This is a genomic window from Pseudomonadales bacterium, assembly GCA_041395945.1.
In the GTDB taxonomy this organism is placed as follows: domain Bacteria; phylum Pseudomonadota; class Gammaproteobacteria; order Pseudomonadales; family Azotimanducaceae; genus SZUA-309.
Genome location: JAWKZN010000001.1, coordinates 2,851,646 through 2,875,665, shown reverse-complemented (window position 1 = coordinate 2,875,665; position 24,020 = coordinate 2,851,646). Strand labels below are relative to the sequence as shown.

Below are 24,020 nucleotides of genomic sequence, written 5' to 3'. Positions count from 1 at the left end.
CGGAGAACTCAGGCATGGGAGTAGCGGAGCGCCGGGAGCGCGAGCGGCATGCTCGCAAGGTAGCCGTGCTGGACGCGGCGCGCAGCGTGTTGCTGGAAAAAGGCTATCGAAATACCACAACCAGGGAGATCGCCAGCCGTTGCGAGCTTTCCGAGGCGACGCTGTTTTTCTATTTCACCAATAAAGATGAGATCGTGCTGTCGCTTCTGTATGAGAGCATCGAGTTCTGGGCGAACGGGCTGAAAAAACTTGCAGCGTCCAGGCTGGCCCCTGAAAAACGTCTGGATCAGATCTGGCAGCTGCACGAAAAAGTCCAGGAAGAACATCCGGAGTACTATGTCATTTCGGCCTACCTCGCACAGTCGAATGCACTGCAGGGGGTGTCGTCGGAGATCAGAGAGGAGATTGCCACGCTGTCAGGTCGGAATTTCAGCCGGCTGTCGCATCTGCTCGAAGAGATCACTGGTCTCGAAGACGGCCGGCATCTGGCGGACACCTTGTGGGCCACGTTTCTCGGCCTGATGGTTCTGAAGCAATCGCGCAACAACCTCAACCATGAGGAGGTACGTTCCGGGGTTCAGGACCGCGCGGCGTCTCTGTCGATTCTCAAGCGGGGCCTGCTTTCCGCAATTGAGACCGGGAAGCGATCGTGACCTCGATGCGCGCGGCGCGGCTGTACGCGGCTGGCCAGCCTCTGATCATCGAGGAAATCCCGGTACCCATCCCGCAGCCGGATGAGGTGCTGGTACAGGTGGAGGCCTGCGGCCTGTGTGGCACAGACATCCACCTTGCTGTGGACGGCGATATTCCCGTGCAGCGGACGCCAATCACACTCGGACACGAGGCGGCGGGCATCGTGGTGGGTATTGGCGGTGGAGTCACTCAATTCTCTGTGGGAGATAGAGTGGCGCTGTTTCCCTCTGCGACCTGCGGTCGCTGCCGGTTCTGTCTGCTGGGAAGAGAATCGTTGTGCGAAAAAGCGAGGGTCTATGGCATGGCTCGTGATGGGTCTCTGGCTCAATTCGTGGTTGCACCCGCATGGTCTCTGATTCCGGTCCCTGCCGGGTTTCCGCTGGAACTGGCAGCCATAATTACCGATGGTGTTGCGACACCCTTTCATGCATTGCGCTCCCGGGGTCAATTGCAAGCCGGAGAGACGGTGGCTGTGGTGGGCTGTGGCGGGCTCGGTTCCCATGCGATCCTGCTGGCACGGTTGATGGGCGCTGCCCACATAGTTGCTGTCGACAGTCAGGAACACGCCCGCCAGCGTGCCTTCCGACTGGGTGCGGACACGGTTATCGATCCCGCGACCGAGCCGATGACAGGCAAAGCCGTTCGCCGGGAGCTGGGCCGGGGCGTCGATCTCGCGCTGGAGTTCGTGGGGCGTCCGGAGACGGTTGACACTGCGCTGGCTACTCTGGACACAGGAGGGCGCGCGGTGATTGTCGGTGTGGGACCGGGCAGGCCGCGGTTACCGCCGATGCTCAATTTTGTAGGTCGCGAGCACAGCCTGCTGGGTTCGTTTGGAATGGACAAACGTGATATCGCCGATCTGATCCAGCTGGTAGCTGGTGGACGGCTGAGTCTTGAGTCTTCCATATCGGGCAGATATGCGCTTGCCCAGGTAAATGAAGCACTCGCGAGACTGGCTGGCGGAAGTACGGATGTCGTGCGGCTGGTCGTCTTGCCCGGAGAATGACGGGATCATCGTTGTCGCCCCTATATGGCGTTACAATGCAGGCCCGTTAAATACACCCTTCGTAGCGAGAATGACCGAATCGACATCCAGCGCAGCTTCCTTTCCGTTTGTTGAGATGGAACACGACATTCTCGCGTTCTGGAAGGAGGCGAAGATTTTCCAGAAGTCGCTGGAGAATACCCGGGAAAAGAAGCCCTACGTCTTTTATGACGGCCCGCCGTTCGCGACCGGACTGCCCCACCACGGGCACATCGTGGCAAGCACCATCAAGGACATTGTGCCCCGTTACTGGACAATGAAAGGGCGTTACGTGCAGCGCCGTTTCGGCTGGGACTGTCATGGTCTGCCAATCGAACACGAGATTGACAAGCAGCTCAATATGTCTGCCCAGCAGGCGGTCGAAGAACTCGGTGTTGCAGGCTACAACGCTCAGTGCCGCTCCATCGTGCAGCGCTATGTCAATGAATGGCGCAGCACGGTTACCCGCCTCGGCCGCTGGGTGGATTTCGACAACGACTACAAGACCATGGATCCCTGGTTCATGGAGAGTGTGTGGTGGGTGGTCAAACAGCTCTGGGATAAAGGCCTCGTCTACCAGGGTGTGCGGGTGATGCCCGTGTCCACCGCGCTGGGTACACCGCTGTCAAACTTCGAAGCCACATCCAATTATCAGGAAGTACAGGATCCGGCGATCACCGTGCTCTTCAAGCTGCGCGATGAAGACGCCTATCTGAGTGCCTGGACCACGACCCCCTGGACTCTGCCCTCGAATCTCGCGATCTGTGTGGGTGCGGACATCGACTATGTGAAAGCGCGGGATCCGGAGCACGACACGCTCATCTATTTTGCTGCCGATCGCCTGGCGCACTATGGAAACTTCGAAATCGTCGAAACCCTGAAAGGATCGGCACTGCTCGGCCGTGCCTACGAACCGCTGTTTCCCTATTTTGCGGAAGAAGCCGAACGCGGTGCCTTTGTCGTGGTAGCCGATGACTATGTCACGACGGATGCCGGTACCGGCATGGTGCATCAGGCACCGGCGTTTGGTGAGGACGATTATCGGGTGGTGCAGGCGGCAGGTATCGAAGCCTTTGTCTGTCCGGTCACCCCGAACGGCATATTCACCGAGGAAGTTGTCGATTTCGCCGGACAGTATGTGAAAGACGCGGATCGGTCCATTATCCGGGCACTGAAAGAACAAGGTCTGCTGTATCGTCAGGAGACCATCCAGCACAGCTATCCGTTCTGCTATCGGTCCGACACGCCGCTTATTTATCGGGCGATCCCGTCCTGGTACGTCAGCGTCAGCACGATGCGCGACCGGCTGCTCGCGGCCAACGCGAAAATCCGCTGGGTGCCCGAACACATCAAGGAGGGCCGCTTCGGCAACTGGCTGGAAGGGGCCATCGACTGGTCTATCTCACGCAATCGGGTCTGGGGTACACCCATACCGATCTGGATCAATGACGTGACCGGCAGAGAACACTGTGTGGGTTCCATCGATGAGCTGGAAGCACTGACCGGTGTGCGGGTGAATGATCTGCACCGCGAGCATGTGGATCCGCTGACATTCCGTATCGACGGAGAAGAGGGAACCTATCGGCGCGTCGAAGAAGTACTCGATTGCTGGTTTGAATCCGGCTCCATGCCTTACGCTCAGCTGCATTACCCCTTCGAAAACGAGGCGATGTTCCGCTCGGGTTTTCCGGCGGAATTCATCGCCGAAGGACTGGACCAGACCAGGGGCTGGTTCTACACCCTCACCGTGCTGGCAGCCGCGCTTTATGAGAAACCGGCTTTCCGCAATGTGATCGTCAATGGCATGGTAATGGCCGAAGACGGCAAGAAGATGTCGAAGCGGCTGCGCAACTACACGCCCCCGGATGCGCTGATGGAGACCTATGGCGCTGATGCGCTGCGTCTCTATCTGATCAACTCAGGGCTCGTGCGGGGTGAAGAGCAGCGATTTGCGGATTCCGGCGTGCGCGACATGGTCCGGCGGGCGCTGCTGCCCTGGTACAACGCGTTTTCGTTTCTGAAAACCTATGCGGAGATCGACCAGTGGTCGCCAGACAAGGGGCTGCACAGGGGTGATAACATCCTCGACCAGTGGATCCTGTCCCGGCTCCAGACGCTGAAGGCCAATGTCTCGGAGCAGATGGAAGCCTACCGGCTCTACAACGTGGTACCGAAACTCTTCGAATTCATTGAAGAGCTCACCAACTGGTACATCCGGCTCAACCGCACCCGGTACTGGGGAGCTGAAATCACCGCGGACAAGATCGCTGCATTCAGCACGCTCTACCAGGCGCTCGAGGAGCTGAGTCTGGTGATGGCACCCTTCGCGCCTTTTCTGGCAGAGCACCTGTACCTGCAGCTTGCGCAGCTCGGTGGTCGGGTTGCGAAGCCTGGCTCTGTGCATCTGTGCGACTATCCGGAGAAAGACCGGGGGCTGATGCGCGTCGAACTCGAGCTTGCGGTGGATCGGATGCAGCAGGTGATTCTGCTCGGTCGGCAGCGGCGTGAAGAGGCGCGTATCGGACTGCGGACACCGCTGCGCAGCCTTGTGATCATCCATAGCGATGCTGCTCTGCTGGACGGCCTGCGCGGGCTGGAGGATTACATCAAGGGAGAGCTCAACGTTCTCGAGATTACCTACGACACAGACGAGAGCGCCTATATTCAACTCACCGCGAAACCGAACTTTCCGCTGCTCGGCAAGCGGCTGGGCAAGCAGATGAAGTCCTTCCAGCAGCAGATCCAGGCGTTGACGCCCGATCAGATAGCCGCGCTGCAGGAGACCGGCTCAATTGAAATCGGCGGTGAGTGTTTTGATCTCGAGGAAATTCAGGTGCAGCAGCTGGCCCGGGAAGGCACGAATACGGTTTCGAACCGATTCATTGCGGTGGATCTCGACTGTCGGCTCGACGACGGACTCATCCGTGGCGGGTACAGCCGGGAGATCGTCAACCGGATCCAACAGCGCCGCAAGGAACTCGGTTTCAATGTCGCGGATCGCATCCGGGTGACCTTTGAGGGAGACCCGGAACTGCTGCTGGCCGCTGAGGAACACCGGGAGTACATCGCGACTTCGACGCTGGCGGTGGCATTTCAGGCAGGCACTGTTCAGGGTGGCGCGGAGGTTGATATTGATTCGCGACCTTTCCGCTTCTCGATCAACAGAGCCTGAGCCGTTCCACAGTTGAAACCCGGCAACCGGTATCACCATGGCCAGCTGCGCGAAGCGCTGCTCGATGCTGCCGAGGTGCTGCTTGACGAAGGGGGTGTACGGGCGCTGTCGCTGAGAGCCTGCGCACGACGGGCAGGCGTGTCCCACGCAGCCCCTAAACATCACTTCCGGGACATTGCCGAGCTGCTGGCGGAGGTGTCTGCGCGCAGCTTCGACCGGCTCACCCTGCTGCTGCAGCAGGCTGGTGCAGCAGCGGGTGACGATCCCACCCGGCATTACGTTGCGGTGGCGAGAACCTATGTGCAATTCGCGCTGAAGTATCCGTCGCACTTCCGACTCATGTTCCGATCCGACGCCATGGCCGGGCAGCACCCGGTGCTGGAGGCTGCTGCAAATCGAACCTTTGCGGAGATGGCCAGCAGCGTGACCCGGCTGCTCAATCAGCCGGATGTCACACCGGAGTCGCTGCGGGAGCGGACGGCGGACCGGGAGCTGCAGAACGCCATTCTGCTGGCCTGGAGCCAGATCCACGGCTACACCCAGCTGCTGCTCGAAGGCCAGTTCGCTGCCTTCGCAGAGGCAGAGGGCCTGCAGCGCTTTCTTGAGCGCACCGTCCTTGAGACCACCACGCGTATGAGCGCCCTGCTGCAGATCGACAGGCACTGAACGGGAGGCTGTGCGCCTCGCCGGTACCCGTCTGCCGGGAAAAGCCTGCCGCAGCCGACTTCCCGAAGACGGATCCTGCTGTTAGAGTGTTTTTGTTGCAGTGCGGAAAAATACGATGACGGATCCCTCCCCCAGTGCCCCCTTCTCTAATGGTGTGGCGGCCTCCCTGCGTCTGGTCAACGCCCACAGCTACGACGAATGGAAGCGGGCGGCACAGCAGTACGATGAACAGACGGGTGCGGCTAAGTGGCGCACGATCGAACGTTCCAGGCTTTATGATTTCGAAGTGATCCGCCGGCGTCTGGGCGAGGTCAGGGCAGCGCGAACTTCCGGTGACCCGCATAGACTCCTTTTCTATCTCAACGAGGGCATCCACGGAAACATGGGCGGGATGGGGAATCCCGCACTCTACGGTCGGGCACGTTTCGGTACCAAAGATCTTATCCGGGATTACATCGGCGAACTGACCGGGGCACTGCAGGACGTGGCAGTCGTACCGGATTCCGTGATCCCGTTTCGGGATCGACTCGAATTTTTCCGCAGAGCGAGCCGTTGTTTTGGCCGTTCCGCCCTGATGCTGAGCGGTGCCGGCGCACTTGGCCCCTTTCATATCGGTGTGGTGAAAGCGCTGCTCGAACAGGACCTGCTGCCCGATGTGATTTCCGGAGCGAGTGCGGGTTCGTTTATCGCGGCGATCGTCGGCTGCCATGATGCGCCGGCACTGAAAGCCCTGTTTTCGCCCGATGGTCTGATCGAGGCCTTCGCTGCCTTCGCGGACGATTCCCGCAAGGTGGCGACCGGTTCGCGCATCGGCATCGAAGATCTGCGCAAAGATATTGCCGCACGTGTGCCCGATCTCACCTTCGAAGAAGCGTTCCGGCGTACCGGCCGCAAAATAAACATCTCCGTTTCACCGCTGCAGTATCACCAGCGATCGCGGATGCTCAACGCAGTAACCTCGCCGAACGTCTTTATCCGGGAGGCGGTACTGGCTTCCTGTGCGATCCCGGGCGTATTTCCCGCGGTGACGCTGGCGGCAAAGAACGTGAAGGGGGAACGTCAGCCATACATCCCCGCCCGGAAATGGGTGGACGGATCCATCACCGGCGATCTGCCCATCGATCGATTGACGCGCCTGTATGGGGTCAATCACTTCATCGCCAGTCAGACCAACCCCCTCGTGCTGTGGGCGCTTTCAGACCGTCGGCAGGACGACAGTATTTTCGGCCGCTCCGTGGAGATTTATCAGCGCGCAGTGAAGGAATGGTTTCGTGCCACCTACCCGCTGGCTATGCGCCTGACGCGGGATGTTTACCCGCTGAACATCGTGACGAGAATGGGGTACGGTCTTGCGACCCAGGACTACACGGCCGACATCAACATCATTCCTCAGCGGCGCCTGTGGGATCCCCGCAAACTGCTGAGTGTGTTGTCGGATACGGAGACACAGGAGCTGATTTCAGAAGGTGAGGCTTCCACCTGGCCGAAGATCGAGATGATCCGGAACTGCACCCTGATCAGCAGAACGATCGACGACCTGCTGCTGCCTCTGGAGCGGCAGGCCGCGGATGGAACACCACACCCCCAGGCGGCAATCGTCTGATCCACCGCCTCTCTGCAGAGGCGGATGCCGGGGCTGGGATGGTCGTCAGGGGATCAGTGCGCGTGCAGGCGCACGGGCAGTTCGGAGTACCCTTTCACGAAGCTCGAGCGCACCCGAACCGGCTCCCCCACCACCTCGACACGCCTGAAGCGTTTCACGATCTCCTCCCACACGATGCGCAGCTGCATCTCCGCGAGCCGATTACCCATGCAGCGATGGATACCGAATCCGAAGGAGACATGGTGGCGGGCATTGGCACGATCGATGATGAATTCGTCCGGTCGTTCGATCGCGTCCGGATCCCTGTTGCCCGAGACGTACCACATGGCGACCTTGTCTCCCTTGCGGATCTTCTTGCCTGCGAGTTCGGTGTCCCGGGTTGCGGTGCGGCGCATGTAAGCCAGGGGTGTCTGCCAGCGGATGATCTCCGAGACCATGTTCGGTATGAGGCTGACGTCTTTCATCAGCTTGTCGTACTCGGCCGGGTTCTCGTTGAGAGCCAGCACACCACCGCTGATCGAATTACGGGTGGTGTCGTTACCACCGACGATGAGAAGGATGAGATTACCCAGGAATTCCATCGGCGGCATGGCGCGTGTCGCCGGGTCATGAGCCAGCATGGTGAGCAGATCGAATCCGTCTTTGCGGCCGATGCGCTCGTCGCGCAGACGCGTGAATACTTCCAGGCACTCGAGCAGGGCTGCGCGACGGACCGGCTCGGGTGTGGTGCCGCCGGCGAGTTCTGATGATGTGGCCATGTCTGACCAGTAGGTGAGCTTGCGACGATCCTCGAAGGGGAAGTCGAACAGTGTGGCGAGCATCTGGGTTGTCAGTTCGATCGACACCAGATCCACCCAGTTGAAGGTCTCGTTCAGCGGCAGGCTGTCGAGAATGCTGCACACGCGCTGGCGGATCAGACCTTCCATCTCTGCGAGATTTCTCGGTGCGACAACGCCCTGTACCGCCTTACGCTGGTTGTCGTGTTTCGGTGGATCCATGCTGATGAAGTTGTCTGTTCTGAAGTCCGCCATGCGGTCGGCAAGGGTGATGCCGCCTTCTGAGGAAAACACCTCGTGGTTCCGTTCGACTTCCACGATGTCCTTGAACTTTGTAACTGACCAGTAGGGCCCGAACATGCTGTCCGCACAGTAGTGCACGGGGTCTTCACGGCGCAGGCGCTCGAAATAGGGCCAGAACAGATTCCGCTCGAAGAGTTCGGACTGACTCACATCGATCTGGTCGAGGGGTACTTTGTACGGGTCGGCGGTCAGTAGATCTGACCTGGAAACTGCTTCTGCCATGAGGATTCTCCGCGGAAAGTCGAGGGCCAAGCATAGCACCGTCGACAAATTTTCAATGAGGCCGGGATTGCGGGTTCGCGGTCTGAACGGGACTTGTGCAGAATCCGCAAATGAAAACGGCCGAGTGGTGACACCCGGCCGTCCCTCGGAAGGAAGCGCGATGTGTGCCTCCCTTTCCTCCCCGAGCAGGGATATGACTACAATCGCCGCGGGGAGTCAATCGTGCACTGCGCAACGGAACACAACATGCCCGATCACGAAACACTGGCACCGCATCCGGGAAGTGCGCTCCCCCATGTCGGAACCTATCGCCGGGTTCTGCCCGTAAGTCTTGAAAGGCTTTATGAAAATGCTCTGGACTGGGAGCATCTGCCCTTCGTGCACGCGGACAGTTTCCGCAGTATCGAGGTGCTCGACAGCGGGACATGGGGCTGGCGTGCGCTGTCTGAAAGCGCGACCGGGGAGTCGATGACCCTGGAACTGCGGCTCGATCGTCGCTGCCGCCGCTGGATTACCCGAACGCTCAGCGGGCCGAACGAGGGCTCTGAAATCTGGACCCACGCTTTTCCGTTCGGGCCGGAGCGGGTGGACATCGTGGTGGACTTTTTTGTTCCGGACGTTGCGCCGGACGCGGTGGAAAAGGTCGGCCGGGCATACGCGGGGCTCTATGCCCGCCTGTATGACCAGGATGTGGCGATGATGGTGGAGCGGCAGCGGCAGCTCGACATTCGCCCCCCCGCTGCGACACCTGGCCCGGCGCGGCTGGTTCTGGGGTCCAGGGACAGCCTGCAATTCCCTGTGACGATTGAGCTTCAGGGCCGGGGCTATGTGATTACCGCCAGCGGCGACCGGCTTGCGGCCGTTCCGTCACTCTGCCCGCATCAGCTTGGTCCGCTGGGGCTGTCAGAGGTGGAAAATGGCACGGTCACCTGCCCATGGCACGGCTATCGCTTCGATGTGTTCAGCGGTGACTGTGTGTCCGGCCAGAGTTGTCGTCTGAGTCGACTGCCTCGAATCCAGGAAGAGGAAGGCCTGGTTGTGGTCTGTATCGATCACTGATCTGCAGCGGCAGGCGACCACTCCAGAGAAATGTTGTCCGATTTCACCGAGACAATTCGGCCACCCAGTTCCTGAGCGGTTGGCAGTCGTTCCCGACTGGCTGTATTCGTATCCGGGCGGTCGGCATTGGCGACATCCGCCTCAGCCACGGTATCTGCCGCGGCAGGTACTGCAGCGGCCGATTCGTCGAGCTGTGGGGGAGTATCGGTTGCGGAAGCGGGTTTTTCCCCGGCCCCTTCTGATGCCGCTACGGTTTTTGCTGCTGCAGCACCTGGTGATGTCGCAACGGGTGAGATGTCTGCGGTCCCGTGATCTGCGGCCGCGCTGGCCATCGCAGCGCGCTCAATCTGTGCAAGTCTGGCTGCTGCATCCGTGGCGCCGGCGTCATCACTATGCGAGCGGCTGCTGGCCAGCTGGATGCTTTCACCCACTGTGCGCAAATGGCTGCCGCCGGTCAGCAGCGCACCGAAGAGCACCACACAGGCGATACCGAGGAAGGCCAGACCGGCCCCTTTACCCGCAACGTAGAGTCGATAGCCCCAGTAGCCCACGAGCAGGGCACCGGCAATGATGGCAACCCGCTCCAGGCCACCAAATGCAGCGAATCCCAGCACATCTTCCATAGTCTGATCTCCCCAGGATCTGAAATGCTCCGCGCGTATCCGCATGGAACAGACGGTCTGCGCCGGCACAGTGTAACCAATTGCCCGGAATTACGCGGCCGGACTGAAGCGGGGAAAGCGCGAGCTGCAGGGGGCTGGATAAATAAGTGGCGGGGTTAGAGAGAGGGTCTCTAACCCCGCCCACCGATTCTTGGAAATTTGGAGAGGGACACCCGAGGGAGGGGAGGGGAGGGGAGGTTCGGGTGCCCCTCAACAAATCTGGGAGTCATGTTACTTTCGGTAACATGAAATGCAACCTTGGGTAACGCAACATAGTGTTGCGTAAATGCAACACACTCGCTTAAATGACCCTGGGGCTGGTACGACGGGCACGGTAAAGCGGCCCCACGGAGCAACAGCATGGATTGGGACGACTATCGCTACTTCGGCTTCATCGCCCACTCCGGGTCCGTACGTGGGGCTGCAGAAGACATGGGTGTGAACGCCTCCACGGTGGCGCGCCGTCTCGATGCGCTGGAGGGTCGGCTCGGTGTGCGGCTTTTCCACAGAAGCCGCAGCGGCCTGGAGTTGACCTCTGAAGGTGCAGCGATACTGGGTGAAGTGGAAAACGTCAGCGGCGAGCTGGAGGAGGTTGAAAATCGCCTGCGGGCCAGGGCGACGGAAGCTGCGCGGCTGATCCGGCTGACTCTGCCGGACTTTGTCGCCCAGGTTCTGATCGGGCACTTTGCGGAATTCATTCGGACGCACCCCGCCCTGCGCCTGGAGTTCCTGCCCGAACAGCGACCGCTGGATATCGCGAGACGCGAAGCAGATGTGGCGATCCGGATCACCGATCACCCACCGGAATCGCTGGTGGGTCGGCGCCTGGGTCGTTATCGCCTGGCCGTATACGCCAGTCGGGACTATCTGGCCACTCATGATCCGCTCACCCGGCCTGACAGCTGCCTGTGGGTCGAATCCGGAATGGAGATCATTCGCGGGTTGGGGTTCAAAGGTCGCTTCTATCCGGGCATGCCGCTGGGGCCACGCTGCAATAACATTCTCCTGCAGCTGGCGGCGGTGCGCTCGGGCATCGGCGTGTCGCTGCTCCCCTGCGTGCTCGGTGACCGGGATCCGGATCTGCAGCGGGTGGGGAGTGGAGCGCCTGTCGATGCCCAGGATTTCTGGTTACTGTTCCACCCGGATCTGCGTGGCGTGGAAGCCGTGCAGGCGCTGAGCGGTTTCCTCCAGACAGGATTTGAGCTGCTGCGCCCCGAGCTTCTTGGTGAACGGCCCCAGAGCTGAGGCACAGCGACAGATAAGAACACGATGGATAAAAGCGATGGAACAGCAATTGAATCCGGATACGAGTCCGGTAACCGGTGTGGAAACAGTCAGACGACCGACTTCGCATATCTACTATTCCCAGCGCCTGCGCCTGCATTATCTGAACTGGGCAGGAGGCGGCACAGAAAACGGCGGGCCGAATCTGCTGCTGATACACGGTGTGCAGGATCACTGCCACACCTGGGATGGCTATGCAGGTGCGTTCGCCGGTGAGTTCCAGATCGTGGTTCCCGATCTTCGTGGCCACGGAGATTCGGAATGGCTGCGCGGTGCCGCTTACCAGACGTTCGACTATGTCTACGACATCGCGCAGCTGGTGCGTCAGCGCGATCTCGGCCCCTGTGTCGTGGTCGGGCACTCCATGGGGGGAACCATCGCCGCGCTCTATGCCGGTCTCTACCCGGAACTCGTGTCCAGGCTGGTGCTGATCGAAGGCGTGGGTCTGTGGCCGGATCCTGCCGAAAACCTCAGCCCTCAGCAGCGGCTGCGGGGCTGGATCGACGGCACCCGTCAGCTGGCCGGGCGCGAACGAAAACGCTACCCCACCCTGGAAGCGGCACTTGCACGCATGCAGGCCGCCAATGCCCATCTCAGTGACGATCAGGCGCGGCACCTGACGGTTCATGGCACCAATCAGAACGAAGACGGTACCTTCAGCTGGAAGTTCGACAACTACACACATGGGCCTTCGGCGATCCGGCCCTCACGGGAGCTGACGAAATCTCTGTGGCAGGCGATCGACTGTCCGGTGTTGTGTATCAACTCACGCCAGGGGTTCGGGCATCGGATCGGCCAGAACGGCACCCTCGCGCACTTCCGGAATGGCGAGGTAATCGACATCGACAGTGCCGGACACTGGACACACCATGACCAGCTGGATCAGGTGGTCGCAGAATCCAGACGGTTCTTTGCAGAGTGAGCCGCGCCTTTCGTGCTTGCACCTCGTGCAGGGGTCGGCGCAAACTTGCAGCTACCCTCCATCCATAAGGACCTGGACGAGCGATGCATGGCGCGCCGCTGCGATTGCGCAGCGAATATCTGGCCAACCCTCTCGGCATCGATGTCCCCAATCCCCGCCTCTCCTGGTGGATCAACGACCAGCGGGCCGCCGAATTACAGACCGCCTTCCAGATCATCGCAGCACCGGATCGTGACAGCCTGGCTGCCGATCGGGGTGAGCTCTGGGACAGTGGCCGTGTGGAAGGCCGACAAACCAGCGCTGTCGAGTACGGCGGCAGGCTGCCGGAAGCCGGCACGCCGGTGTGGTGGAAGGTCCGCAGCTTCGACAGCGACGGGCTGCCGAGCCCCTGGAGTGAGCCTGCCAGTTTTGAACAGGGCCTGAGCGCCCGCAGTGCGTGGCGTGGTGAGTGGATCGCGGCGCCGCTGAAGGGTTCAAAGTCCACCGGCGTGCCGGTGCCGCTTCTGCGCCGGGATTTTGAACTCAGCGGCGCAGTCCGGTCTGCGCGGCTCCATATCGCGGTCCTGGGTGCAGCAGCCCTGCAGGTCAACGGTGCGCGTGTCGCCGCCGGGGAACAGATCGGCGGCTGGGTCGACTTCCGCCGTCGGATTGAATACCGCAGTTTCGAACTCACGGAACATCTCGTGACCGGAACCAACAGCCTGGCTGTGCTGCTTGCGGACGGCTGCTATGCCGGGGCGATCTGTGCCGATGAACGCCAGCAGTACGGCGCCAGACCGGCTCTGCTGGTGCAGCTCGATGTGTGGCTGACGGACGGTTCCCGGATCTGGATATCCAGCGACCGGCGCTGGCAGTGGCGCCCGTCCTGGATCATCTGCGCGGATCCCGTGCGTGGTGAGAGTGTGGACGGCCGCGCGTATCGCGATGACTGGACGTCAGTGCCGGAAGATACAGAGGCGGAAGTCGCGGCTGTTGAAGAAGCGGATCCGTGGTTGCCTGTGGTGGTCGAGCGCAGGCTCGCGGCTGAGATTGATCGGCTTATCCCGGCACCGGCCGGTGCACCGAAACGCCTGCGTGAAACCCCGGGGACTCTGCTGAGCCGGTCGACAGAGCGGCGTGCTGCGACATTCGAGTTTTCCCAGCCCCAGTTCGGACGCGTGCAGGTTCGACTGCAGGCGCCGCGAGGCAGAGTTCTGCACATCCGTTATGGCCTGGCTGTTAACCAGCAGGGAGAGCTGTGCGGGCCGACCAGCGAAGACCTCTACACTACCCGGGGGCTGGAAACCGGAGAGTTTTTCGAAGCGACTTTTGCAACTCACGGTTTCCGCTTCGTCGAACTGAGCGGCGATCTGCGTGTGCATGCCATGACGGTGAGTGCCTGTGCGATTCGCCGGGATCTTGCGGTCAGTGGCGAGTTTCTCTGCGATCATCCCCTGCTCAACCAGGCTTTCGCCGACATCGCGGGCGAGCAGCGCAGGCTGGCCCAGGCGGTTCCGCTGCAGGGCATCGCCGCGGTTCAGCGGATTGGCGCGACCGCCGGTTTCGCCGCAGGAGCCGGCGTGCTTCTGCACAATCTCGACGCTGCCGTGATGTGCCTGAAGTGGTTGCAGGACATGGCGGATGCGCAACGCGAAGACGGCGATTTTCCCGCTGCGGTACCGCTTCCACCTGCCTCAGCAGGTATTGCCGGTGAGGGTGGTGCGCCGGGTTCGGATGCGTTTGTCGAAGTGTTATGGCAGCTGTACCGCCACGCTGGGGATCTGCGGGCGCTGCAGAAATTTTATCCGGTGGTGCAGCGATTCATAGGCGGGCTGGTGGAGCGCTCGCCCGGGCTGATCCGTGCCGACGCGGAGCACTTCTCGGCCGGAAGTCCGGTACAGGGTGTGCGCCGAAACCCGGCGCCGGTGCCGGTAGATGTGCGGAGCACCGCCTGGTTTTTCCGCAGTGTGAAACTGGCTGCCCGGATGGCGGGTGTGCTGGGCAGGCTCACCGACCTCGAAGACTTCGAAGAACTGGCATCCGGGATCCGTGCAGCCTTCCGGCGCCGCTTCGTTACCGCCGAAGGGCGCGTGGTCGGTGATTCGCTGGCGACCTACGCACTCACGCTGGGATTCGGTCTGCTGGAATCCGGCGAGCGGGATCTCGCCGCCCGCCAGTTGTTCGCATTGTGCGATGCGGAGCTCTCAGGTGAGCAGCCTGTCGAGATCCCCCGGGCGAGCGGGCTGTTTCCTGTTCTCACGAATCTCGGCAGGGTGGATCTGGCGTACAAACTGCTGCTGCAGGGCCTGGCCGGCGAGTCCGGCGTCAGAGAGGGATCAGCAGTCCAGCGACTCATCGAAGCGGGGGTGGGCGACTGGCTCTACAGATCCCTCGCCGGATTCGATTTCAGTCGGGATCTGTCCGAGCAGCACAATGCATTTCGAGTGATGCGCATCCAGCCTCTGCCACCGCTGGGCGTGGCGTTCAGTGGCGATGGTCCACCGGTGCGCGTTGTCGAAGCGGCACTGGATACGCTCAATGGCCGATACGAAGTGCGCTGGCAGATCACGGAGGAAGCCTTTGAGTTGACGGTGCTCGTGCCAGGCAACTGCGAAGCGGAGATCACATTGCCGGACGAGACCTGCCATGAGGTCGATGCGGGTCAGCACAGTTTCCGCATGGCCTTCGGTGAAGCGGGTGACGGCATACCCATATTGCGGGAGGTGGGCTGATCAGCTATGGACGGCATTCACGATCTCGGTGGTAAACGGGGCTACGGACCGGTCATTCGCGAACGCGATGAACCGGTATTCCATGACCGCTGGGAAGCGGTGGTCTTTACCCTGACACGCACGGCCAGATCCGCCGGTGCCCTGCAGAACACCGATCAGTTCCGCTACGCAATCGAACGCATCGATCCTGTTGCCTATCTTACCCATGGCTACTACGGGCGCTGGCTCGGCGGACTGGAAAACCTCTTCGTGGAGGCGGGGACGCTGACACCGGGAGAGATCGAGGCCCGGCTGGTGGCCCTTGGCGGAGATCCGGACGCCCCGGTGGCGGCACGACCGGACCCCGGCGCCAGACCTTTCGACCCGCCGTCGCACAACGGCGCGCAGCGCTCCATCGAAACGGCACCCCTGTTCAAACCCGGCGACCGCGTGATGACCGCAAACCTGCCGTCAGCCGGGCATACCCGGCTGCCTGCCTATGCCCGGGGCAGGTCGGGCATCGTCCAGACCTGGCATCAGGGTTGGGTTTATCCGGACAGCAATGCCGTCGGCCGGGGCGAAGGTCCCGAGCATCTCTATACGGTGGCATTCTCCGGGAGTGAATTGTGGGGTGGCGATGCGGAACCCGGTATGGTTCTGCACCTTGATCTGTTTGAACCCTATCTGGCAGCCTGTTGAAACAGTCTCGAAAGCTCAGAGGTTCTGGCGCGCGGGGCAAACGAGACTGTTTCAACAGGCTGTTATCCCGGGAGGTCGTCGATGAGTGAATACAGTGCGCAGGCGTTGCGAGCCGAGGCCCTGGAATCCCTGCTGATCGAAAAGGGACTGCTCAGTGAAGCAGACATCGATCAGACCATCGCACTCTACAACGACCGTGTGGGACCGATGAACGGCGCGCGGGTAGTGGCCAGGGCCTGGGTTGATGCGGACTTCCGCAGGCAGCTGCTCGCCGATGCCACCCGTGCGGTGGAGGAGTTTGACTTCGAAGGCGGTGAGGTACAGAAACTGGTGGTGGTGGAAAACACACCCCAGGTGCACAACCTGGTGGTCTGCACACTGTGCTCCTGTTATCCCTGGGCCCTGCTGGGGCTGCCGCCGCGCTGGTACAAGGATCCGGCCTATCGCTCGAGAGTGGTGCGTAAGCCACGGCAGGTGCTGGCTGAGTTCGGGGTAACTCCGGCGGATTCCGTGCAGATTCGAGTGTGGGATTCGAGTGCGGAAATTCGCTATCTGGTGCTGCCCATGCGCCCTGCTTCCGCTGCAGGTCTCTCCGAGGAAGCACTGGCTCAGATCGTGACCCGGGATGCGATGATCGGTGTCGCAGTACTGTGAGCGATACTCAGGAACTCACCGGCACACTGGCACCCCCCATGATCAACGGTGAGGTGGTGTTCGAAGCTCCCTGGCAGGGGAGAGTTTTCGGCATGGCCCGGGCGCTGGCGAATGCCGGATTTTACAGCTGGGATGACTTCCGTGCCTGTCTGATCCGGCGGATCCGCGACTGGGATGCAGCGGGACATGAGGGTTCCGGCATCGACCCGTATCACTACTACGACCATTTCCTCCAGGCATTCGAAGACGTACTGCACGATACAGGTGTCGTAGATCCGGATCTGTTGGGACAGCGCTTCGACGCACTGGCGGCACGTCCGCACGCTCACGATCATTGATTCGACGCGGAGATTCGATGCGGACAATCGTTTCTGGCTGTGGGTTGAGCAGCCACACCGCTCAGGAGCAGGCTGAGTTTGTCCCCAGCTCTTCCAGCAGTACCGCCAGGTCCTGGCGATCACCCTCGGCGATAACCCGGGTGCGTTTCTTGCCGAGCTGATAGTCGTACATGGGATCGTAGTACCACTCGAGCAGTCTCATGACCCAGGCTTCATGCGCACCTGTCTCGAAGCCTCTGCGCAGTTCTTGGTGGATGGCCGACGTGCGCTGCCCGCCGAGGCGCCTGCGGATTTTGTCGATCGCCCTGTGATAGTGGTCGAACAGCGCCGACGCCGCTGTTCCTGCAGCCAGCGGTTCGTCGATGTACTCCCGGCAGATGTTGGCGCAGCGGATTGCCTTATCGACCTCGAGGATGAGCAGTGGTGAACGCTGCATCCTGGCATGCCAGGCAGGTGGTATCGCCATGCGCCCGATGAGGCGGCTTTCGTCTTCGAGGAGCAGCCGCGGGTGCTGATGTTTGATGTACGCCACAGCCAGTGCGTTCTCGAAGCCGATCGGCGCGGGTTGCTCCGTGGTTCGGGCGCCGAACGCCGAGCCACGATGATTGGCGAGTCCTTCGAGATCGATGCTCCAGGAAATCGTCTGTAACAGCTGTGTTTTGCCGCTGCCGGTCTTACCCCCCAGCACCAGCCACTCCCGCTGCGCTTCGGGTGCCCGGGCGAGTGTCTCCAGGCAGTGGTGGCGCAGTGCTTTGAAGCCGCCGGCCACGCGCGGAATGTGTATGCCTGACTCGGCAAGCCAGGTCTGGACGGTCTCACTGCGCAGTCCGCCACGCCAGCAGTACAGCCAGGCCTGAGGATGGCCGGTGATGAAGTCCTGCCACCGGGAAAGCCGCTCCGCCTTCGTCTTTCCTTCAACCAGTGAGTGACCCAGCCGGATGGCCGCACCCTGTCCGGCGTCTTTGTAGGTTTTTCCAACCCGGGCACGCTCCACGTCGGTCAGCAGCGGCAGGTTGACGGCGCAAGGTACAGCACCGGCGGCGAATTCACCGGGTGAGCGGAGGTCGATGAATGGCGTATCTGCCCGCAGCAGAGCGCCGAGGTCGGGGCTCATGGTGCAGTTTCGGTGATCGTCTGGCCGTTGCGGAAGGCGTCGAGATGCTCCTGCAGGATGTCGATGACCTCTTCGAATTCGAGTGCGGCGGCGACTTCCAGTGCCTGCTCCTGGAGAATGATGGCTCTTGCGAAGTCGCCGTTTGCGGCGTTGGCTGCAGCCCAGGTATCCAGGTACTCGGGGCGCATCCGGGCTTCCTCGTTCGCATCCATCAGTGTGTCCATGATCGACAGGGCATAGCGCTGGCGGGGGAGACCGGTAAGGTTGCTCACGGTCAGAGTCCAGGCGACTTCGTTGACTATGCCGGCATCCTGCGGGGCGGTTTTTACAGCTTTCTTGTACCAGCCGATGGCGCGGCGCGGGCTGGCTGTCAGACCCACTCCCCGGGCGTGCAGATTACCCAGCAGGAGCATGGCTTCTGCGTCGTCCTGCTGCTCGGCAAGCTCTTCGAGCCAGACGATGGCCCGGGGATCCGGTGCCTGTCCGGTGTCCCGGTCCAGCAGGAAGCGCGCATAGCTGCGTTTTGCGAAAGCGTTGCCGAGCAAAGCCGCACGCACATAGTACTCACGGGCGATGGCAGGGTTGCGCGGCACGAGTTCACCCACATAGTTGATATGGGCGAGGAACATGGCCGCTTCACTGTGTTCACCCGAAGCTGCCTGCTGCAGCAGCGCGATACCTGAAGTCTTGTTTTCTTCGCCGAAGTGGCCGTTCAGATACAGTACGCCGAGCGCATACATCGCGTCGGTGGAGCCGAGCGCCACGGCGTGCAGGTAGTTCTCCAGCACTTCATCGAGAGCGTCACTGCGCTGCTGGGGGTCGCTGGTGGCGCTGGCTTTGTCCCAGTAGATGCGGGCCAGCACACTGTTCGCGATGAGATTGCCGCGCTGGGAAGCGCTGCGCAGCCAGTCGATGGCATCGTCGGTGCGATCCTGGGTGGCGAGGAAGGCACCGATCGCGGCCTGGGCTGCGGAATCGCCCCGCTTGGCCAGATAACCGATGAGTGAGAAGGGAGAAAACTCCGGTGCATCCGTCGAACCCGCGAAGTCCATCCGGGTCGCGTCGTAAACGGATGAGAGATCGAAATTCATACCGCGAATGGGAAGATCCGCAGGTTTAACCTGCAACAGAAGTGAAAACGGATAGATCTCACCGGTCTGATAGATGGAGCCCACAGGCATCATCTGTCCGCTGATGGCATAGATCTGGGCTTCGATTGCGGTTACGGCGGGATAGGGCCTGTCGCGGCTGCCGTCTCCATGCGCTTCAATGTCCGTGCGGATGTTGCGCACCCAGAGAAGATGCGGTTCGGCGGCTTCCGGTGAATTCACATGTGCATAGAATCGACTCATCACATAGTGGCCGGTGAGGCTGGCCTGATAGGTGTCAAGAATGGCGCTGCCGATCGAGCCGAGCTTCAGTGGTTCGTCGTCGATGAGCTGCAGGGCCTGGGTTTCCAGTTCCTCGAGTCGCTCCATGTGCGCAGGAAGATCGTCCTGGGCGAGAAAAGCGCTGCGCAGATCAGCGATCTGCACCGATTCTCCGTCTGAGATCTTGTCAGTCAGCTGCTGATATGCGGGCCCCTGATAGGAAGCAGCCTCCTCAGAAGAGGTGCCGTGCGTCAATGGCGAAGATGTCTGACATCCAGCGAAGACGCCAATCAGCAGAAAGGTGGAAACACAGCGTGTAAAAAAGCCCATGGTACTTGTGCGAAGGTCGATGAAGGGTATGATTTCCTGTCTCCTATCTTACAGGCAGTTCGACATGGCTTGGGAGCAAAAAGTCCGTATCCCCGCAGAAAGAGATGCGCTTCCCGGTCGATCCGAGAAGATGAAGGTGCCCGCCGCCCATTTTGTGAACGGACACCGGCTGGAAGCGCCGTTTCCGTCTCACCTGAACCAGGCAATTTTCGGGCTCGGCTGCTTCTGGGGCGCGGAACGGCTGTTCTGGCAGACACCGGGTGTCTACAGCACGGCGGTCGGCTATGCGGGCGGTATCACCGCCAACCCGCTTTATGAGGAAGTCTGCTCCGGCGGTACCGGCCACTCCGAAGTGGTGCTGGTCGTCTTCGACCCTTCGCTGTGCAGTTTCGGTGAACTGCTCAGGCGCTTCTGGGAATCCCACGATCCAACCCAGGGCATGCGTCAGGGTAATGACATTGGCACTCAGTACCGAAGTGTCGTGTATACCACCACCGCTGAACAGCTCGAAATGGCTCAGCGGTCCAGGGACAGCTATCAGAAGGCGCTGTCCGCAGCCGGGTTTGCTGCGATCACCACTGAGATCCGGCCCGCTCCGACTTTCTACTATGCCGAGCACTACCACCAGCAGTATCTGGCGAAGGTGCCCAATGGCTACTGTGGTCTCGCCGGTACCGGCATCGGCTGCGACATGCGGGGGCTGATTCCGGTCTCATGAGTGACACAGATGGGGCTGGCGACGGGGCAGCCGGACAGGCGGGCTCGGATCGTACCCGTATCCGCCGCAATGCGAAGCGCGCCCGGTACGAGCTCAATGAGGTCCGTGCAGTACTGGATGCCAATCAGGTCTGCACCGTCGCCTATGTGGAGGCGGGAGAGCCGCGCATGATTTCCACCCTCTACATGCGCAGAGGCGACTACATCTATCTGCATGGCAACCGTCAGTCTGCAATGCTCCGGCATCTGCTCGATGGCGGACAGGCCTGTGTGTCGGTGATCTGCGTCGACGGTATCGTGGTTGCGCGCTCAGGCTTCAACTGTTCGATGAACTACAGATCCGTGGTGCTGTTCGGCCGGGGGGAAGCGCTTCCGGAGGAGGACCATGAACCTGTCCTTGAAGCCTTCGTGGAAGCACTGGTACCCGGCCATCTCGCCAGGGTACGGCGCTCCACCGCGGCCGAACTCAATGCCACAGCGGTGGTGCGCCTCCCGATTTCCGACGCATCCGCGAAAATCCGTACCGGGCCGGCGCTGGATGATGACCGGGATCTCGACGCCGACGTCTGGGCGGGGGTGATTCCGTTGCAGATTCATGCCGGAACACCCGTACCGAATCCCGATCTGAAACCCGGCATGGATCTCCCGGACTACATCAGGGATTATCGTCCCCCGTCATGATGTTCGGTTGCCAGTCTGTCTGCGTTTCCTGCACCGCCGCGTGATGCGCTACGGGGTCGGAATTGACTTCGGCACGACGAATTCCGCTGCGGCGGTGTTCGATGGTGAGCGGGTGCGCCTGATTCCGCTGGAGGCAGACAGCGACATCATGCCCTCGGCGACCTATATCGACCGGGATCTGCAGACACTCACCGGTCAGCGCGCCATCGAGCGTTACATCGAAGACAACATCGGCCGTACCGTCGAGCTCATTCCGGAAGTCATCGCCGAGACCAGCCAGTTTGTGGAACATGGTGATTCGGAGAGTCTGGCCCCGGTAGAAACCACAACCGAAAAAATATACGGCGCCGCCATCATCGACAGCGGGCTGATGGGTCGTCTGTTCCGGGGAACCAAGCGACTGCTCGGCGACAGCAGTGTGCGCAGGCTGATGGTATTTGATCAGCCGTTCCGGCTGGTGGCGCTGATTACGCCGATCCTGCTGCACATCCGTCGCCGCCTGAATGACGCAATAGGCCCGGTAGAGGAGGCCCACCTGGGGCACCCTGTGACCTTCGAAGGCCGGGAGGATTTCCGCAACAGGACCGCCCTGACCCGTCTCGGTGAAGCCTACAAGTACGCCGGGATTACCGTGCAGCACTTCTACCCGGAACCGATTGCCGCTGCTGTCAGCTATCTGCACAGCAATCCGGACGTGGTCGGCGACACCCTTTTCACACTGGATTTCGGAGGTGGCACGCTGGATTTCTGCGTGCTGCGCCGGGTGCACGGTCACTTTGAAGTAATCACCACCCATGGTGTCGCTCTCGGTGGTGATCACATTGATCAGAAGCTGTTCCGGGAACTGCTCTTTCCCCTGCTGGGGAAAGGCGAACGCTGGCGCAGACGGGGCATGGACCGGGAAATCGAAACCCGCTTTCCCTTCGAAGACTACGAGGATCTGCTGCTGAACTGGGCGGTTTCCTACACCCTCAATCAGAATCGTTACACCACTCCGGTGATGGATTGTATCGGACAGGGCGGGCCCGCAGTGGTCAAGTTTCAGCGCCTGCGTGATCTGATCACACACAATCTGAGCTACCTGATCTTTCAGTACATCAAGGATTTCAAAGCCCGACTGTCGACCAGTCTGGAGGCAGCCCTGGATATTCCCGAACTCGATATCTCGGTGCACATGACGCGCGCCGAGTTCGAGACGCTGATCGGTGACCAGCTGGATCAGGTTCGCAGGGCGCTCGACGATACGCTGGCCGCTGCGCGGCTGCAGGCTTCTGACATAGAAATCGTCATCGGTACAGGAGGGTCGAGCCTGATTCCTGCGGTTCGCAACATTCTCGAAGCGCGCTTTCCAGGTCGGGTAGTCGAACACGACCCTTTCACCAGCGTCGCCGCGGGCCTTGCGATCGCGAGTTTCAATCGCTGGTAGAAGGCGATTTTCCCGAGTCAGGGACTGCCAGGGAACGGGCCGGGACTTCGCGCCCGGGACAGATCCCGGACGGGTCTCAGCGTTCCCGGGGCGGCTGCCAGCCGGGTTCAATGGCGCTGAAAAAGGATTTCAGCATTCGATAAGTGAGCCCCCATACGAAGTGACCCCGTTCGAGACGGTAGCCGTTGAAGATGGTGGGTTGTCCGGCGAGCGGTCGTGTTTCCCAGTCGTGCCGTTCGCCGCGCAGCAGAGGCGACAGACCGGTCCACACCACTTCCGAAACTTCGTGGTTCATTTCGAAGCCGGGATCACCATCCAGCGAGAACACGTGAGGCGCGATGAGCATATTGAGAGGCCGGCCTCTGGGCATTGCCCGCTGCTGATCCAGAGGACCGAGATACTCGGCGCCTGTCAGATCCAGACCGATTTCTTCGATCGTCTCCCGCATCGCGGCTGCTTTCAGATCTGAATCCTGATCTTCCAGATGTCCGCCGGGAAACGCCATGTGACCGGACCAGGGATCTCCCGCCTTCTCTGCACGCTTGATGAAGAGGATCTGAGTGCCTTCGTCGGCTTCCCTCAGGACCACGGCAACAGCCGCCTGCCGGGTGTCCTCGTATGGCTCGTAAACCTGAGGTCGGTGGGTGGCAAGCCGACGGCGGATGGTGTTCACGGCAGTCACGGGAGGCGCGGAATACTCATGCGAAACAGTCGGCTATGATACCCGCAGATTCGTAACAGGCGGAGCGATTGTGAATCGAACCCTGGAGAGTGAGGCCAATGGCTGCTTCGTGTGCGGTCCCGGCAATCCCATCGGCCTGAAAGTACGCTTCCGGATGGAGGCTGATGTATGCCGTGCGGAATTCACGGCGGACAGGCGGCATGCGGGTTATCGGGATGTGACCCATGGTGGCATTGTCTTCAGTCTGCTCGATGATGTGATGGCGAACTGGCTGTGGCTGCAGGGAATTCAGTGTTTCACCGCGAAAGCCGACATACGCTATCGTGCGCAGCTGCCGATCGGGGTTGCGGTACGTCTGGAAGGCCGGTGCCTGAAACGCAAAGGCCGGCTGGCACTGATGGAAGGGAAGGTCATCCGCAGTGATACGGATGAAACAGTCGCTGAAGCGACAGGCAGCTTCATGACATCACCGTCGTGAAGTTCGAAAGACTCGTTACAGTCCAAAAGGGGAGACAGCTATGGCCTATGTGACCATCATCGCGATGCTGGCGTTGATCGAGTATCAGGTTTTCGGCATTCAGGTGGGCGCGGCCCGGGGCAGGGGCAATGTCAAAGCACCGGCAGTGACCGGTGATCCGGCTTTTGAGCGGACCTTCCGTGCGCACCAGAACACCCTGGAACAGCTCATCATCTTCATCCCCGCGCTCTACGCCTGTGCTTATTTCGTCAACGAGATGCTCGCGGTCGGTGCAGGCGTGGTTTTCCTGATCGGGCGGGCCATGTACTTCCGTGCTTATGCGGCGGATGCCGAGAAGCGTGGCACCGGCATGATGGTGACCATGGTCGGCAACCTGGTACTGGTGCTTGGCGCCCTCACTGGTGCGGTTCTCGATGTAATCTGAACAGGCGCCGATGACCGGACCGTGGCGCGGA

Annotated in this window: 22 protein-coding genes; 17 read left to right on the top strand and 5 right to left on the bottom strand. The window is 61.0% G+C overall.

The annotated features are described in order from the left end of the window. Window positions 1–14: 14 nt before the first annotated feature. The 5 genes from R3E82_13145 to R3E82_13125 all read left to right on the top strand — a co-directional run bounded on the left by R3E82_13145 (window position 15) and on the right by R3E82_13125 (window position 7,158). Window positions 15–653, top strand: a complete 639-nt coding sequence (locus R3E82_13145) for a helix-turn-helix domain-containing protein (GenBank protein MEZ5551833.1) — start codon at window positions 15–17, stop codon at window positions 651–653. Between the two features lie 5 nt (window positions 654–658). Next, on the top strand, window positions 659–1,699 hold the full coding sequence (locus tag R3E82_13140; GenBank protein MEZ5551832.1) for a zinc-binding dehydrogenase: 1,041 nt from the start codon (window positions 659–661) through the stop codon (window positions 1,697–1,699). A 70-nt stretch (window positions 1,700–1,769) separates the two neighbouring features. Continuing rightward, window positions 1,770–4,889, top strand: coding sequence for an isoleucine--tRNA ligase (gene ileS / locus R3E82_13135; protein ID MEZ5551831.1), 3,120 nt, complete (start codon window positions 1,770–1,772; stop codon window positions 4,887–4,889). A 12-nt stretch (window positions 4,890–4,901) separates the two neighbouring features. Beyond that, on the top strand, window positions 4,902–5,555 hold the full coding sequence (locus R3E82_13130; protein MEZ5551830.1) for a TetR/AcrR family transcriptional regulator: 654 nt from the start codon (window positions 4,902–4,904) through the stop codon (window positions 5,553–5,555). A 115-nt stretch (window positions 5,556–5,670) separates the two neighbouring features. Beyond that, window positions 5,671–7,158, top strand: a complete 1,488-nt coding sequence (locus R3E82_13125) for a DUF3336 domain-containing protein (protein MEZ5551829.1) — start codon at window positions 5,671–5,673, stop codon at window positions 7,156–7,158. 53 nt (window positions 7,159–7,211) lie between these two features. On the opposite strand, the gene R3E82_13120 is transcribed toward R3E82_13125, so the two are convergent. Then, complete coding sequence (locus tag R3E82_13120) at window positions 7,212–8,459, bottom strand: cytochrome P450 (GenBank protein MEZ5551828.1); 1,248 nt, start codon at window positions 8,457–8,459, stop codon at window positions 7,212–7,214. 246 nt (window positions 8,460–8,705) lie between these two features. Here R3E82_13120 and R3E82_13115 point away from each other — a divergent pair, with 246 nt between their 5' ends. Beyond that, window positions 8,706–9,518 (top strand): Rieske 2Fe-2S domain-containing protein, encoded by an 813-nt coding sequence (locus R3E82_13115; GenBank protein MEZ5551827.1) that lies wholly within the window; start codon window positions 8,706–8,708, stop codon window positions 9,516–9,518. On the opposite strand, the gene R3E82_13110 is transcribed toward R3E82_13115, so the two are convergent. After that, window positions 9,512–10,141 carry a hypothetical protein gene (locus tag R3E82_13110; protein MEZ5551826.1) on the bottom strand — a complete coding sequence of 210 codons (630 nt, stop codon included), beginning with the start codon at window positions 10,139–10,141 and terminating at the stop codon, window positions 9,512–9,514. The genes R3E82_13115 and R3E82_13110 overlap by 7 nt on opposite strands. A gap of 399 nt (window positions 10,142–10,540) precedes the next feature. Here R3E82_13110 and R3E82_13105 point away from each other — a divergent pair, with 399 nt between their 5' ends. The 6 genes from R3E82_13105 (at window position 10,541) to R3E82_13080 (ending at window position 16,767) form a co-directional block, all read left to right on the top strand. Continuing rightward, window positions 10,541–11,425 carry a LysR family transcriptional regulator gene (locus R3E82_13105; GenBank protein ID MEZ5551825.1) on the top strand — a complete coding sequence of 295 codons (885 nt, stop codon included), beginning with the start codon at window positions 10,541–10,543 and terminating at the stop codon, window positions 11,423–11,425. 37 nt (window positions 11,426–11,462) lie between these two features. Then, entirely contained in the window at window positions 11,463–12,386 is a 924-nt protein-coding gene (locus tag R3E82_13100) for an alpha/beta hydrolase (GenBank protein ID MEZ5551824.1), read from the top strand. A gap of 83 nt (window positions 12,387–12,469) precedes the next feature. After that, on the top strand, window positions 12,470–15,097 hold the full coding sequence (locus R3E82_13095; GenBank protein MEZ5551823.1) for a family 78 glycoside hydrolase catalytic domain: 2,628 nt from the start codon (window positions 12,470–12,472) through the stop codon (window positions 15,095–15,097). Window positions 15,098–15,103: 6 nt separating this feature from the next. Continuing rightward, a complete protein-coding gene (gene nthB, locus R3E82_13090) occupies window positions 15,104–15,775 on the top strand; it encodes a nitrile hydratase subunit beta (GenBank protein ID MEZ5551822.1) in 672 nt (223 codons plus the stop codon). A gap of 81 nt (window positions 15,776–15,856) precedes the next feature. Then, window positions 15,857–16,429: a nitrile hydratase subunit alpha gene (gene nthA / locus R3E82_13085; GenBank protein MEZ5551821.1), complete on the top strand. Its 573-nt coding sequence runs from the start codon at window positions 15,857–15,859 to the stop codon at window positions 16,427–16,429. Continuing rightward, window positions 16,426–16,767, top strand: a complete 342-nt coding sequence (locus R3E82_13080; GenBank protein MEZ5551820.1) for a nitrile hydratase accessory protein — start codon at window positions 16,426–16,428, stop codon at window positions 16,765–16,767. The genes nthA and R3E82_13080 overlap by 4 nt, the downstream gene beginning before the upstream one ends. Before the next feature lie 61 nt (window positions 16,768–16,828). On the opposite strand, the gene mnmH is transcribed toward R3E82_13080, so the two are convergent. Beyond that, complete coding sequence (mnmH, locus tag R3E82_13075) at window positions 16,829–17,881, bottom strand: tRNA 2-selenouridine(34) synthase MnmH (GenBank protein ID MEZ5551819.1); 1,053 nt, start codon at window positions 17,879–17,881, stop codon at window positions 16,829–16,831. After that, window positions 17,878–19,416 carry a tetratricopeptide repeat protein gene (locus tag R3E82_13070; protein MEZ5551818.1) on the bottom strand — a complete coding sequence of 513 codons (1,539 nt, stop codon included), beginning with the start codon at window positions 19,414–19,416 and terminating at the stop codon, window positions 17,878–17,880. The genes mnmH and R3E82_13070 overlap by 4 nt, the downstream gene beginning before the upstream one ends. A 229-nt stretch (window positions 19,417–19,645) precedes the next feature. Between R3E82_13070 and msrA the strand changes: the two genes are divergently transcribed. The 3 genes from msrA to R3E82_13055 are packed head-to-tail and all read left to right on the top strand — an operon-like array spanning window position 19,646 to window position 22,405. Beyond that, window positions 19,646–20,299 carry a peptide-methionine (S)-S-oxide reductase MsrA gene (gene msrA, locus R3E82_13065; GenBank protein ID MEZ5551817.1) on the top strand — a complete coding sequence of 218 codons (654 nt, stop codon included), beginning with the start codon at window positions 19,646–19,648 and terminating at the stop codon, window positions 20,297–20,299. Continuing rightward, on the top strand, window positions 20,296–20,979 hold the full coding sequence (locus R3E82_13060) for a pyridoxamine 5'-phosphate oxidase family protein (protein ID MEZ5551816.1): 684 nt from the start codon (window positions 20,296–20,298) through the stop codon (window positions 20,977–20,979). Before msrA ends, R3E82_13060 begins: the two co-directional genes overlap by 4 nt. A gap of 7 nt (window positions 20,980–20,986) precedes the next feature. Continuing rightward, window positions 20,987–22,405: an Hsp70 family protein gene (locus R3E82_13055; protein MEZ5551815.1), complete on the top strand. Its 1,419-nt coding sequence runs from the start codon at window positions 20,987–20,989 to the stop codon at window positions 22,403–22,405. A gap of 76 nt (window positions 22,406–22,481) precedes the next feature. Here the strand turns inward: R3E82_13055 and R3E82_13050 are convergent, their stop codons facing one another. Then, window positions 22,482–23,087: a CoA pyrophosphatase gene (locus R3E82_13050; GenBank protein MEZ5551814.1), complete on the bottom strand. Its 606-nt coding sequence runs from the start codon at window positions 23,085–23,087 to the stop codon at window positions 22,482–22,484. 70 nt (window positions 23,088–23,157) lie between these two features. On the opposite strand from R3E82_13050, the gene R3E82_13045 reads away from it, so the two are divergent. Both R3E82_13045 and R3E82_13040 read left to right on the top strand, forming a co-directional pair. Beyond that, window positions 23,158–23,565: a PaaI family thioesterase gene (locus R3E82_13045; protein MEZ5551813.1), complete on the top strand. Its 408-nt coding sequence runs from the start codon at window positions 23,158–23,160 to the stop codon at window positions 23,563–23,565. Between the two features lie 40 nt (window positions 23,566–23,605). After that, window positions 23,606–23,989: an MAPEG family protein gene (locus R3E82_13040; GenBank protein MEZ5551812.1), complete on the top strand. Its 384-nt coding sequence runs from the start codon at window positions 23,606–23,608 to the stop codon at window positions 23,987–23,989. Window positions 23,990–24,020 lie beyond the last annotated feature (31 nt).